We start from the raw sequence: 13,721 nt of genomic DNA, 5'->3' as shown, positions 1-13,721 counted from the left end.
CCAACGTGCCCATCAACAAACAGCCAGTCGATGTCGTGATCATCGGGCTCGGATGGACCGGGTCGCTGATCGGCATGGAGATGACCGACGCCGGCCTCGATGTCGTTGCCCTCGAACGCGGCGCCGATCGTACCAAGGAAGATTTTCTCTATCCCAAGCCCGCCGACGAACTGAAGTACGGCGTGCGCCTGGGCATGATGCAGAGCCCGCGGACAGACGGCGTCACCATTCGTCGCAACGGTGGCGAAACGGCGCTGCCGCAGCGCCAATGGACCACCTTCCATCCCGGTAATGGCGTGGGTGGCTGCGGTGCCCACTGGACCGGTGTGCTCTACCGCGCGACGCCGACCGAACTCTCCATGAAGAGCTTTGCCGACGCTACCTTTTCACCGGGGTTCCTGCCGGAAAACATGGTGATGCAGGACTATGGCGTTACCTACGACGAGCTCGAGCCGCACTTTGACCTCTTCGAACGTATCGCCGGCCTTTCCGGCCAGGCAGGCAACCTCAACGGCGAGATCATCGACGGTGGTAACCCCTTCGAGGGGCCGCGCAGCAACCCCTTTCCGCTGCCGCCGTTACCGCGCACGCTGACCGATACCCTGTTCACCGAGGCGACCCAGTCTCTGGGCTGGCACCCATACCCGTATCCCTCGGCGAACGTCTCCCAGGCGTACACCAACCCCTATGGCATGCAGTTGGGGCCCTGTAACTTCTGCGGTTTCTGCAGCAATTACGGTTGCCTCAATTATTCCAAGGCGTCGCCGCAGACCTGTGTGCTGGACGCGCTCAAGCGGCGTGATAATTTCAGCTATCGCACTCAGTGCGATGTACGCCGGATCAACAAGGCCGGCGATGGCCAGACCGTCACCGGCGTGACCTATATCGATGGCGATGGCAACGAGGTGTTCCAGCCGGCGAAGATGGTTTTCCTGTGCTCGTTCACGCTTTCCAACGTGCGCCTGTTGCTGCTCTCCGGCATCGGACAGCCGTACGACCCGATTAGCAATACCGGTGTGGTAGGTCGTAACTTCACCTATCAGATCACCGGTTCGGTCGACATGTATTTCGAACGGCACCAGTTCAACCCGTTCATCAGCGCGGGTGGGAGCGGTCAGGTGATCGATGACTTCGCCCCAGACGCCTTCGACACCGAGCAGCACGGCTTCATCGGTGGTTCGTACATCTACACGACCCAGGGGCCAGGTGGTGCCATCGGGGGTACCCGGGTCCCACCAGGCTCTCCGAGTTGGGGCAGCGAGTGGAAGCGCAATGCCCAGCGCGAATATGGTCATCACATGATGATCGGCACCACGGGTTCCAACATGGCCTATCGCGACTGCTATCTGGATCTCGATCCCAACTATCGGGACCCCCATGGCGATCCGCTGTTGCGCATGACCTACGACTGGAAAGAGAACGACATGCGCATGACCATGTTCATGGCCGATCGGATTCGCGAGATCGTCGACGAGCTGGGGCCGGACTATCACACCGAAAGCTTCCACAAGGTCGGCGATCAGTTCGACCCATCCCACTATCAATCCACCCACCTTACCGGTGGCGCAGTGATGGGCACCGATCCGCAAACCTCGGTGGTCAACCGCTACCTGCAACACTGGGATGCGCACAACCTGTTCGTGATGGGGGCGAGCAACTTCCCGCAGAACATGATGCACAACCCCACGGGGACGGTAGCGGCATTGACGTTCTGGTCCGTGCGCAAGATCCGAGAGAGCTATCTCGCCAATCCAGGACCACTGATGTCCAGAAGCTGAGCGTGTGCCCGCACCGCCGGTGGCGTGCCGAAGGGGGATGGCGGATGCTCGAGGCTGGCGCTTCGCCACGATGTACGGGAAGGCGACGAGCTTGACCTAAAAGGCCCGAGCCTCAACGACGTGGGGCTCGGGCCTGGTGTTTCGCAAGGCGGCGTCGCGGGATGCGAACGTGCCTAAGAGGCGACCTGGAACGCCATGGTGGCCTGCACCGCCCGTTTCCAGCCGCCATACAGCTCGTCGCGTCGATCTTGGCCCATGACGGGTTCGAAGCGGCGTTCGATCGCCCACTGCGCGGAGATCTGCTCGCGGGACTCCCAGAACCCCAGCGCCAGTCCGGCAAGATAGGCGGCACCCAGTGCCGTGGTCTCGCTGATCTCGCTGCGCAGCACGTCGACCCCGAGGATGTCGGCCTGGAACTGGGCCAGGAAGTTGTTGGCGATGGCGCCACCGTCGGCGCGCAGTTCGGTCAGGTCGATACCCGCGTCGGCCTGCATCGCCGCGAGCACGTCCGCGGTCTGGTAGGCCATCGATTCGATGGCGGCGCGGATGAACTGCTCCTTGCTGGTACCGCGCGACAGGCCGAACATCGCCCCTCGCACATTGGAGTTCCAGTAGGGCGCGCCGAGACCGGTGAAGGCCGGTACCAGATAGACGCCGTCGTTGCTGCCGGCGCGCTCGGCGTAGGCCTCGGAATCCGATGACTTGCCGAGCATGCGCAGCCCGTCACGCAGCCACTGGACCACCGAGCCGGCCACGAATATCGATCCTTCCAGGGCATATTCGACCTCGCCGTCGATCTCCCAGGCGATGGTCGTCAACAGCCCATTGTCCGATTGCGTGGCCTCGTTGCCGGTATTCATGAGCGTGAAGCAGCCGGTGCCGTAGGTGTTCTTGGCCATGCCGGGCTTGAAGCAGGCCTGACCGAACAGCGCCGCCTGCTGGTCGCCGGCGATACCGGCGATCGGCAGCTTCGTGCCGAAGAAGAACTTCGGCAGCACGTGGCCGTAGACTTCGCTGGAGGACTTGACCTCGGGCAGCATCGATTCCGGCACCCCGAACAGCTCGAGCAGCTCCGGGTCCCAGCGGCGCTCGCGGATGTTGAACAGCAGCGTGCGCGAGGCGTTGGTCACGTCGGTGACATGCACGGCGCCGCCGGTCAGGTTCCAGATCAGCCAGGAGTCCATGGTGCCGAACAGCAGGTCGCCCTTCTCGGCCTTCTCCTTGACGCCGTCGACGTTGTCGAAGATCCACTTGATCTTGGTGCCCGAGAAGTAGGCATCGATCACCAGGCCGGTCTTGTCGCGGACCCTGTCGGCATGACCGGCGTCGCGCAGCTCGTCACAGATTTCGGCCGAGTGCCGCGATTGCCAGACGATGGCGTTGTAGACCGGCTGGCCGGTGTGCTTGTCCCAGATCACCGTGGTTTCACGCTGATTGGTGATGCCGATGCCGGCGATCTCCTCGACATCCACCTGGGTGTTGTTGATCACTTCGGTCAGCGTGGTCAACACGCTGGTCATGATGTCGCGGGGGTTGTGCTCGACCCAGCCCGGACGCGGAAAGATCTGCTCGAACTCGCGCTGGGCGACGCCCGCGATCTTGCCGTCGTGATCGAACAGCATGGCGCGCGAGCTGGTGGTGCCTTGATCGATGGCCAGAACGTATTTCTTGTCACTCATGAGAAACTATCCTTCTGAATGGTGAGTCCTGAATGAGGAGTCGACGTGTCTCTGAATCGCCCGCTGCCGCTCAATAGACCGTGGCAGCGAGTGCCGCGAGGCTGCTGCCGATGATCGGGCCGACGAACGGCACCCAGGCGTAACCCCAGTCGTTGGAACCCTTGCTCCGGATCGGCAACATGGCGTGGGCCAAACGCGGCCCCATGTCCCGGGCGGGGTTGATCGCGTAGCCCGTGGGCCCGCCCAGCGAGGCGCCGATGGCGACCACCAGCAGTGCCACGGCCAGTGGCCCCAGGCCGTTGGGCGTGTGGCCGAACATGATGATGACGAACACCAGCACGAAGGTCCCGATGGCTTCGGTCACGCAGTTCCAGAAACGCGACCGGATCGTGGGAATGGTCGAAAAGGTGGCCAGGATGGTGGTGGCGTCCTCGGTATCGTCGTACTGCTTCTTGTAACAAAGGTAGCAGAGCACCGCACCCAGCCAGGCACCCACGAACTCGCCAGTGAAGTAGGCCAGCGTATTGTTCAGGGTGATGGGAATGCCGTCCGCGTACTCGGTGGCCGGCCCCAGCCACAGCGCGAGCGTGATGGCCGGATTGAGATGAGCGCCGGTATCGAACGCGATCCACACGCCGCAGTAGACCGCGAGTCCCCAGCCGAAGAAGATCAGCAGCGGGCCGCCATTGTGACCGCCGGTCTTCTTGAGCAGAACGTTGGCGACCACGCCGCAGCCGAGCAGCGTCATGCAGGCCGTACCGGCGATCTCATGCAGCACTATCGTTTCTATGACTCCCATGGTCTTCCTTACTGTCAGTGATGTTCCGGCCGGCATGGCCCCGGTGGCCTGCGTCACGTCGATGGCTCGATCGGCTGTCGAGGCGTGGTGCGTTCGTCGGCTAGGTTTTCTCCTCCGTCGCTGCCAGAGACGGGCAGCCCAGGTAATCGGCGAGCCGGCGCTGCTCGCGCTGGTCGAGACGCAGGCCGAGCTTGGAGCGACGCCAGAGGATGTCTTCCGCGGTCCGGGCCCATTCGTGCGCGCACAGGTAATCGACCTCGGCGGCGTGGAGATCGGCGCCGAAGTGTTCGCCGAGATCGGTCAGACGCTCGGCCTTGCCCAGGATCGTCAGCGCTCGGGTGCCGTAGTTGAACACCAGACGCGTCGCCATCGACGAGGGCACGAAGGGGTAGCGGGTCTGCAGCGCCGCGACGAGCTGCTGGGGATTGGCGTCATCGCCGCCGGGCAGCGGATGACCGTCGTGGGTCCAGGACTTCTCATGCCGGCCGAGCGTCGGCGCCAGCTGGTCGACGGCATCCTCGGCCAGGCGTCGATAGGTCGTCAGCTTGCCGCCGAAGACGTTGAGCAGTGGCGCGCCACCCGCCGTGTCGAGCTGGATGCGGTAGTCGCGGGTGATCTCGCTGGCGTTGTCCTCGTGATCGTCGAGTAGCGGGCGCACGCCGGAGTAGCTCCAGACCACGTCGTCGGCACTGATCGAGCGCTCGAAGTAGCGGTTGATGGCCTCGCAGAGGTAGGCGATTTCGTCCGGCTCGATCGCCACCTTGCCCGGCGCCCCCGAGTGTTCGACATCGGTCGTGCCGACCAGGGTGAAGTCGCGCTCGTAGGGAATGGCGAAGACGATGCGGCCATCCGGCTGCTGGAAGATATAGGCGTAGTCGTGGTCGAACAGGCGCTCGACCACGATGTGGCTGCCCTTGATCAGACGCAGCGAGTAGGGGTGGTTCTGGGCGGCGATATCGTCCAGGAAGCGAACCGCCCAGGGGCCTGCCGCGTTGACCAGCCCGCGCGCGTGCACCTCGCTGGTCTCGCCGTCGCTCGTCTTGAGCGTCACCTGCCAACCGTCGGCGCTGCGTGTCGCCGTCTCGGCCCGGGTGCGGGTCATGATCCGCGCGCCGCGAGCGGCCGCGTCCATGCAGTTGAGCACCACCAGGCGGGCATCCTGGACCCAGGCATCCGAATAGGCGAAGCCCTTGGTGAACGCCGCTTTCAACGGCACCCCGGCCGGATGGTCGGCGAACTTGATGCCGTGGGAGTTTGCCAGGGTCTGTTTCCCGCCGAGATGGTCATAGAGAAACAGTCCGATACGGATCATCCACGCCGGGCGCAGGCGCTTCTGATGGGGGAGCACGAAGCGCATCGGCCAGATGATATGGGGCGCCATCTTGAGCAGGACTTCCCGCTCGGATAGCGCCTTGGCCACGAGCTTGAACTCGTACTGCTCCAGATAGCGCAGGCCGCCGTGAATCAACTTGGTGGAGGCCGACGAGGTATGGCTGGCGAGATCATCGGCCTCGACCAGCAGCACCGAAAGGCCGCGGCCCACGGCATCCCGAGCGATGCCGGCGCCGTTGATGCCGCCGCCGATGACAATCAGATCGTAGCTTTCGTTGGCCATGTTCGGATCTGCTCATGTGTGTTCGGTTTAGATCATTGTGGCGCGAAATCGAACATTATGAACTAGGCAGAAAGTCGTAGACGATCCGACATCCCCGGATGCGGGTCTGAAAATATAAAGATAAATCAAATAAATGTGTCTTGTATTGCCGCGACCAGCAATGTTCGTCAATGAATGTTTGAAACACGATTTACGAATATTTGCGTTTCGTATCGGAACATGGCGGCCCGTTTGGGGTGCCGCCTCCTTCTGAAACTTGAAGGTCAGCCGGGTGCTAAAGCGCAGATCCAAAGCTGAAAGATCATGCGCTTTAAGCGATACTCATAACGATTTTTTCTTGAATGACATAAAAACAGAGGTTTCCAGTTATGAGAAAGATGCTTTGTCCGTTGGCAGCCACGGTGTTCACTGCGGTGTCCCTCTCACCGATTCACGCCTTAGCGCAGGAAAAGAGACTGACCATCGGCACCAACAACTGGGCGGAGAACGTCGCTGTCGCCAACCTGTGGAAGCTGGTGCTGGAGAACCACGGCTACGACGTCGAGCTGTCAGCCGTCGGCAAGAGCGCGCTTTACGCTGGGATGGCCGCCGCTGACATCGACCTGTCGCTGGAGATATGGCTGCCGCATACCGACAAGGAGTTTCTCGCACCGTACAAGGACACGCTCGAGGTTCACGCTGCCTGGTACGACAAGACCGGACTGGGCCTGGTCGTGCCGAGCTACGTCGATATCGACACCATTCCGGAGCTGGCAAAACACGCTGACGAGTTCGAATATCAGGGGAGTCCCACGATCCTGGGTATCGATCCGGGTTCCGCCATCGCCGGGATGACCGACGAGGCCATCGAGACCTACGATCTACCGCTGGCGCAGGTCAACAGCTCGGAACCGGCAATGATGTCCGCGCTCGACAGCGCCTATCGGGACGAAACGCCGATCGTGGTGACGCTGTGGAATCCGCACTGGGCGTTTGCCGACTACGATCTGAAGTATCTGGCAGACCCGCAAAACGTCTATGGAGACGGCGATACCATCTACTGGTTCTCGCGTCAGGGCTTCGCCGAGGACGACCCCTGGCTGACCGCGGTGCTCGATGCCTGGCACATGAGCGACCAAAGCCTCGGCACGCTGATGTCGGAGATCGAATCTCGAGGCGACCCGGTGGCTGGAGCACGGGCCTGGCTCGAAGAGAACCGGGACCAGGTCGATCAATGGCTGGCCGCTGGCGAGCGAATTCAGCCATAGGCTTTCGGCCACACGCTCCCGGCGATGTCCGATGGGGTCACTTAGACTGAATGCCCCCTCGCTGCAACCACCTCTTCTCACGCTATTGGACAATTGATTAAACGCTACTTCACGCTCTAGTCTGTGCCGATTGCCGGCTGTCTGACAGGCCGGCATTACAACGACAAGCGGCCACAAGCCGATATCACAAGAACAGCGATAGCTGTGCAGGAGATGGATAATGAAGAAGACGCTGCTTGCGGCTGGCATTGCCGCCATGATGATGGGCGCGACCCCGGTCATGGCCAAGACGCTGGTCTACTGCTCCGAAGGCTCGCCGGAGGGCTTCGATCCCTCGCTCTACACGGCTGGCACCACCTTCGACGCGTCGAGCAAGACGATCTACAACCGCCTGGTGCAGTTCAAGCCGGGTACCACCGAAGTCGAACCGGCCATCGCCGAGAGCTGGGACGTGTCGGACGACGGCCTGGAAGTGACCTTCCACCTGCGCGACGACGTCAAGTTCCAGACCACCGACTTCTTCACTCCCAGCCGACCGCTCAACGCCGACGACGTGATCTGGACGTTCGAGCGTCAGATGGACGAGAACAACCCGTATTACAAGCTGGCCAACGGCAGTTTCGAGTACTTCAACGCGATGTCGATGGGTGATCTGATCGAGTCGATCGACAAGGTCGACGACCACACCGTGAAGTTCGTGCTGACCGAGCCCAACGCACCGTTCGTGGCCAACCTGGCGATGGACTTTGCCTCGATCCACTCCAAGGAGTACGAGCAGCAGCTGCTCGACGAGGGCAAGCCGGAGCTGGCCAACCAGCAGCCGATCGGTACCGGTCCGTTCCAGTTCGTCAACTATCGTGAAGACGCAGCGATCCGCTACCAGGCCAACCCGGACTACTTCCGCGGCAAGCAGCCGATCGACAACCTGGTCTTCGCGATCACCTCCGATGCCCAGGTGCGTTACCAGAAGCTGATGGCCGGCGAGTGCCAGGTGATGCCGTTCCCGAATCCGTCCGACGTCCAGGCGATGCAGCAGAACGCCGACATCAACGTGCTCGAGGAAGCCGGTCTCAACGTGGCGTATCTGGCCTACAACACCCAGATGGCACCGTTCGACAAGCCGGAAGTGCGCAAGGCGCTGAACATGGCGATCAACAAGCAGGCGATCATCGATGCGGTGTTCCAGGGCGCCGGTCAGGTGGCCAAGAACCCGATCCCGCCGTCCATGTGGGGCTACAACGACGCCATCCAGGATGATCCGTACGACCCCGAGAAAGCCGAGCAGATGTTGAAGGATGCGGGGGTCGAGAATCTGAAGATGAACATCTGGGCGATGCCGGTTCAGCGTCCGTACATGCCCAACGCGCGACGGACCGCCGAGCTGATGCAGTCGGACCTGTCGAAAGTCGGCGTCGATGCGCAGATCGTCACCTACGAATGGGGCGAGTACCTGAAGCGCTCCTCGGACGTCGACCGTGACGGTGCGGTCATCCTCGGCTGGACGGGCGACAATGGCGATCCGGACAACTTCCTGGGCGTGCTGCTCGGCTGTGACGGTGTCGGCGGTGCCAACCGTTCCCAGTGGTGCTATCAGCCGTTCGATGAGCTGATCCAGAAAGCTCGCACCCTGGATAGCCAGGAAGAGCGCGCCAAGCTCTACGAGCAGGCCCAGGAGATCTTCAAGGAGCAGGCGCCCTGGGACACCCTGGCCCACTCCACGGTCTTCATGCCGCTTCGCAAGGAAGTGACCGGCTACAAGATCGATCCGCTCGGCGGCCATAGCTTCGAAGGCGTCGACATCGAGTGATTCTCTCCTAGCGAAGACGCGGGGCGGCCCTGACAGCCGCCCCGCGTCTTATCGCGTGACTAGCCAGACCTCCAAAATGTTCAAATTCTTTCTGATCAAGCTGGCGCAGCTGGTCCCGACGTTCATTGGCGTCACCATCGTTGCGTTCGCTTTCATTCGCCTGTTGCCGGGCGATCCGATTCTGCTGATGGCGGGGGAGCGCGGCATTTCCGCCGAACGTTACGCCCAGCTCGAGTCCCAAATGGGATTCGACCGCTCCCTGGTCGTCCAATATCTCGATTTCCTGAAGGGGTTGCTGCATGGCGATCTCGGTAACTCCCTGGTGACCCACGCCCCGGTGATGGACGAGTTCATGAGCCGCTTCCCGGCGACGCTCGAACTCTCGCTCTTTGCCCTGGCGTTCGCCGTCATCATCGGCCTGCCGGCCGGCGTGCTGGCCGCGGTCAAGCGTGGCAAGACGCTCGATCACACCATCATGGGGGTCAGCCTGACCGGCTATTCGATGCCGATCTTCTGGTGGGGCCTGCTGCTGATCATGCTGTTCTCGAGCACCCTGGGCTGGACCCCGGTCTCGGGGCGCATCTCGTACATGTACTTCATCGAGCCGGTCACCGGCTTCATGACCATCGACAGCCTGATCGCCGGCGACTGGGGCGCGTTTCTCTCCGCGCTGCACTACCTGATCCTGCCGTCGATCGTGCTGGGGACGATCCCGCTGGCGGTCATCGCCCGGCAGACCCGCTCCTCGATGCTCGAGGTGCTGGGCGAGGACTACGTGCGCACCGCACGGGCCAAGGGACTGTCCAATTTCCGCGTGATCATGGTGCACACCCTGCGCAATGCGCTGATTTCGGTGGTGACGGTGATCGGTCTCCAGGTGGGCCTGCTGCTGGCGGGAGCGATCCTGACCGAAACGATCTTCTCGTGGCCCGGCATCGGCAAGTGGATGATCGACGCGATCTCGCGACGCGACTATCCCTCGGTGCAGGGTGGCCTGGTCCTGATCGCGTTCATCGTGATGATCGTCAATCTGCTGGTCGATCTCGCCTATGGCGTCATCAACCCGCGCATCCGCCATTAACAGGGGGCTTTCATCATGAGTACCATTTCTACCCCCGCCGCACCCGGCTCGTTCCGCTACCAGCTGGCGTCCTTCTGGAGCGATTTCAGCGCCAGTCGTGGCGCGCTGGTCGGTCTGATCTTCATCGTCTTCATTCTGCTCGTCGCGCTGTTCGCACCCTGGGTCGCACCTCACGACCCGGCGATGCAGGATCGTGCGGCGCTGCTGGTGCCGCCGGTGTGGCATGCCGAAGGGAGCTGGAACTACATCCTCGGCACCGACGCGGTAGGTCGCGACATCCTCTCGCGGTTGATCTTCGGCGCGCGCTATTCGCTCTCGATCAGCGCCATGGTGGTGGTGATCTCGATGGGCGTGGGGATTTTCCTCGGCCTTCTGGCCGGGTATTTCCGCGGCTGGATCGAGACCGTCATCACCCGCGTGATGGACGTGGTGCTGGCGTTCCCCAGCCTGCTGCTGGCGCTGGGCCTGGTCGCCATCCTCAGCCCCGGCCTGACCAGCGCCATGATCGCCATCGCGCTGGTCCAGTTGCCTTACTTCGTGCGCCTGACGCGAGCGGCGGTGATCGGCGAGAAGAATCGCGAGTACGTCATCGCCAGCCGGCTCTCCGGTGCCGGGCACCTGCGCCTGATGTTCAACACCTTGCTGCCCAACTGCATGGCGCCGCTGATCGTGCAGGCGACGCTGTCGTTCTCCACCGCGATTCTCGACATCGCGGCGCTGGGCTTCCTCGGCATGGGTGTCCAGCCGCCGACGCCGGAGTGGGGTGCGATGCTGGCCAACGCCCGCGAGTTCATGGGCAGCGCCTACTGGGCGGTGACGTTTCCGGGGCTGATCATCCTGCTGACCGTGCTGATGATCAACCTGATGGGTGATGGCCTGCGCGATGCGCTGGATCCCAAGATGAAAAGATCGTGAGCGCTTCGCCCGCCCTGGCGCCTGGCGTCCGGGGCGGGTGCGGCGACGCGATGAGGAGTTGTCATGGCATTACTAGATATTGAAGGCCTCAGTGTTCGCTTCAAGACCAGCAGCGGCCTGTTCGCTGCCGTGGAAGGGGTCGACATCAATGTCGACCGCGGCGAAGTGTGGTCGATCGTCGGCGAATCCGGCTCGGGCAAGTCGGTGTCGATGCTCGCCACCATGGGCCTGCTGCCGTGGACGGCGCAGGTCACCGCCGACAAGATGGCGTTCGACGGCCAGGACCTGCAGCAGCTGAGTTCGCGTCAGCGCCGACGAATCGTCGGCGGCGAAATGTCGATGATCTTCCAGGAGCCGATGAGCAGCCTCAATCCCTGCTTCACCGTCGGTACCCAGATCGACGAAATGATCAAGCAGCACCTGGGCGGCTCCCGCAAGGAGCGCCACGAGCGTGCGCTGGACCTGTTGGCACAGGTCGGGATTCCCGATCCGGCACGCCGGATCAAGGCCTATCCCCACCAGATGTCCGGCGGCATGAGCCAGCGGGTGATGATCGCCATGGCGATCTCCTGCAATCCGCGGCTGCTGATCGCCGACGAGCCGACCACGGCGCTCGACGTCACCATCCAGGCGCAGATTCTCGAGCTGCTGCTGCGGCTGCAGGAAGACACCGGCATGGCGCTGATTCTGATCACCCACGACATGGGCGTGGTGGCGGAGACCGCCAAGCACGTGGTGGTGCAGTATGCCGGGCGCCAGGTCGAGAAACAGGATGTGAAGTCGCTGTTCGCCAATCCACGCCACCCGTATACCGAGGCGCTGCTGTCGGCGCTGCCGGAGCGGGCCGGCGATCAGGACCGGCTGCCGACCATTCCCGGCGTCGTCCCCGGCCAGCATGATCGTCCGAGCGGGTGTCTGTTCAATCCGCGTTGTCGCTACGCCACCGAGCACTGCCGCGAGGTGGAGCCGGTACCGGCGCCGGACGACCCCGCCCGAACGCTGTGTCACTATCCACTGGAAGATGGGGTTTCGCCGTCGCCGGCTGCGGCGGGCGTGGCGCGAGACAACCCGCAGTCCAGCCCGCATAGAGAGGTGCGCCCATGAGTCGCGATGCCGTATTGAGCGCCGTCAATCTCACCCGTCACTATCAGATCAAGGGTGGCCCGTTCTCCCGGCCGGCGACGGTGAAGGCGCTCAACGAGGCGACCTTCGAGCTCTATCCCGGCCAGACCCTGGCGGTGGTCGGCGAGTCCGGCTGCGGCAAGTCGACCCTGGCCCGGGTGTTGACGATGATCGAGCCGCCCACCAGCGGCAAGCTGACCATCAGCGGGCACGAGGTGTCGCTCAAGGAGGGGCAGCGCCCGCCGGCGGCGCTGCGCCGCGAGGTCCAGATCATCTTCCAGAATCCCTATGGGTCGCTCAATCCGCGCAAGACCGTGGCGACCATGCTGGAAGAGCCGCTCAAGCTCAATCGCAAGGAGATGAGTGCGGCGGCGCGGCGCGAGGCAGCGCTGGAGATGATCGCCAAGGTGGGCCTGCGTCCGGAGCATGCCGATCGCTATCCGCACATGTTCTCCGGCGGCCAGCGCCAGCGTATCGCGATCGCCCGCGCCTTGATGCTCAACCCCAAGATCCTGGTCCTCGACGAGCCGGTCTCGGCGCTGGATCTGTCGATCCAGGCCCAGGTGCTCAACCTGCTGGCGGATCTGCAGGAGGAGTTCGGGCTGGCCTACGTGTTCATCTCCCACGACCTATCGGTGGTGCGACGCATCGCCGATGACGTGATCGTGATGTACTTCGGCCAGCCGGTGGAGACGGGGCCGGCGGAAGAGGTCTTCACCACCCCGCGCCATCCCTACACCCAGGCGCTGTTCTCGGCGACGCCGGTGGCGGATCCCAACCGCCGGCGCGAGCGCGTCCACCTCAAGGGCGAGCCGCCGTCGCCGCTGGCGCCGCCGCCGGGCTGCCCGTTCGCCCCACGCTGCCATCTGGCGACCGATGCCTGCACCCAGGACGATCCGCCGCTGGAGCGCGTCGACGACCGGGTCGAAGTGGCCTGCATCCATGTCGATCAAGCGATGGCCCGGTACGCTCGAGCCGGTTGAGGCGAATGCCGTTGCCGGGTGACGTCAGCGCCGAATGCCTCCGGGCATTCGGCGTTCGTCGTCTGGCGGGGAGGCTAACTCCGGTGGAGAATTGGCTACGCTAAAGACAGGTACGCTACCCGGTGTTCGTCGCGGCGAGCGGGGTAGCCGAATCGCGTCAGTCATCATCTCGAGGGGAAGCGATCATGTCTCAGCAGATACTGGTACCCATCGATGGCTCGGCCAGCGCGCGCAAGGCGCTGGAGCACGCCTGCCTGATCCAGCGCGCGACCCAGGCCGGCATTCACCTGCTGCACGTTCCCGAGGTGCCGATTGCCAAGGATTCGCTTGGTGCGATGGTCGGTGCCTCACCGGTCGACTACACGCCGGAGAAGGGGCATCTCGCGGGAGAGCACTTGCTGGAGGAAGCGTGGCAGGCGGTAGGCGGGGGCGCCGGCGCAGTGACCTACCACGTCGTGGAAGGGCGGCCGGCCCAGACGATCGTCCAGCAGGCGACCGATCTCGGCGTCGACATGATCATCATGGGCAGCCGTGGCCTCAGCGACCTCAAAAGCCTGGTGGTCGGCAGCGTCTCGCACAAGGTGTCGCATATCGCGCCCTGCCCGGTGATCACCCTGCACGTGCCGGACTAGGCGCTGCCGGTCAAGTATCCGTTGCCGGACCCGAGCCGCCTGCTGGGTCGGCCCCCCGACTGT

The 13,721-nt window shown here is 63.3% G+C and carries 11 protein-coding genes; 8 read left to right on the top strand and 3 right to left on the bottom strand.

Annotated elements, in window-relative coordinates; all coding sequences use genetic code 11:
- Positions 1-5 precede the first annotated feature (5 nt).
- Positions 6-1,778: a GMC family oxidoreductase gene (locus DOM45_RS13645; protein ID WP_240612398.1), complete on the top strand. Its 1,773-nt coding sequence runs from the start codon at positions 6-8 to the stop codon at positions 1,776-1,778.
- A 173-nt stretch (positions 1,779-1,951) separates the two neighbouring features.
- Here the strand turns inward: DOM45_RS13645 and glpK are convergent, their stop codons facing one another.
- The 3 genes from glpK to glpD all read right to left on the bottom strand — a co-directional run bounded on the left by glpK (position 1,952) and on the right by glpD (position 5,871).
- Entirely contained in the window at positions 1,952-3,457 is a 1,506-nt protein-coding gene (gene glpK, locus DOM45_RS13640; protein WP_110601379.1) for a glycerol kinase GlpK, read from the bottom strand.
- A gap of 70 nt (positions 3,458-3,527) precedes the next feature.
- A complete protein-coding gene (locus tag DOM45_RS13635; RefSeq protein ID WP_198655655.1) occupies positions 3,528-4,256 on the bottom strand; it encodes an MIP/aquaporin family protein in 729 nt (242 codons plus the stop codon).
- A gap of 100 nt (positions 4,257-4,356) precedes the next feature.
- Entirely contained in the window at positions 4,357-5,871 is a 1,515-nt protein-coding gene (gene glpD / locus DOM45_RS13630) for a glycerol-3-phosphate dehydrogenase (protein ID WP_110601378.1), read from the bottom strand.
- Between the two features lie 368 nt (positions 5,872-6,239).
- On the opposite strand from glpD, the gene DOM45_RS13625 reads away from it, so the two are divergent.
- The 7 genes from DOM45_RS13625 (at position 6,240) to DOM45_RS13595 (ending at position 13,658) form a co-directional block, all read left to right on the top strand.
- Positions 6,240-7,118 (top strand): glycine betaine ABC transporter substrate-binding protein, encoded by an 879-nt coding sequence (locus tag DOM45_RS13625; protein WP_110601376.1) that lies wholly within the window; start codon positions 6,240-6,242, stop codon positions 7,116-7,118.
- Between the two features lie 220 nt (positions 7,119-7,338).
- Complete coding sequence (locus DOM45_RS13620) at positions 7,339-8,925, top strand: ABC transporter substrate-binding protein (protein WP_110601375.1); 1,587 nt, start codon at positions 7,339-7,341, stop codon at positions 8,923-8,925.
- Between the two features lie 76 nt (positions 8,926-9,001).
- A complete protein-coding gene (locus tag DOM45_RS13615) occupies positions 9,002-10,006 on the top strand; it encodes an ABC transporter permease subunit (RefSeq protein ID WP_110601374.1) in 1,005 nt (334 codons plus the stop codon).
- Positions 10,007-10,021: 15 nt separating this feature from the next.
- Entirely contained in the window at positions 10,022-10,921 is a 900-nt protein-coding gene (locus DOM45_RS13610; RefSeq protein ID WP_110601372.1) for an ABC transporter permease subunit, read from the top strand.
- Between the two features lie 63 nt (positions 10,922-10,984).
- Positions 10,985-12,025 (top strand): ABC transporter ATP-binding protein, encoded by a 1,041-nt coding sequence (locus tag DOM45_RS13605; RefSeq protein ID WP_110601371.1) that lies wholly within the window; start codon positions 10,985-10,987, stop codon positions 12,023-12,025.
- Entirely contained in the window at positions 12,022-13,026 is a 1,005-nt protein-coding gene (locus DOM45_RS13600; protein ID WP_110601369.1) for a dipeptide ABC transporter ATP-binding protein, read from the top strand. Before DOM45_RS13605 ends, DOM45_RS13600 begins: the two co-directional genes overlap by 4 nt.
- 185 nt (positions 13,027-13,211) lie before the next feature.
- On the top strand, positions 13,212-13,658 hold the full coding sequence (locus tag DOM45_RS13595) for a universal stress protein (protein WP_110601368.1): 447 nt from the start codon (positions 13,212-13,214) through the stop codon (positions 13,656-13,658).
- The last annotated feature ends 63 nt before the right edge of the window (positions 13,659-13,721 follow it).

The sequence above is a fragment of the Salinicola lusitanus genome, from assembly GCF_003206045.1.
In the GTDB taxonomy this organism is placed as follows: domain Bacteria; phylum Pseudomonadota; class Gammaproteobacteria; order Pseudomonadales; family Halomonadaceae; genus Salinicola; species Salinicola lusitanus.
The sequence above is the reverse complement of the archived record's forward strand: the minus strand, read 5'-3'. Positions and strand labels throughout refer to the sequence as shown.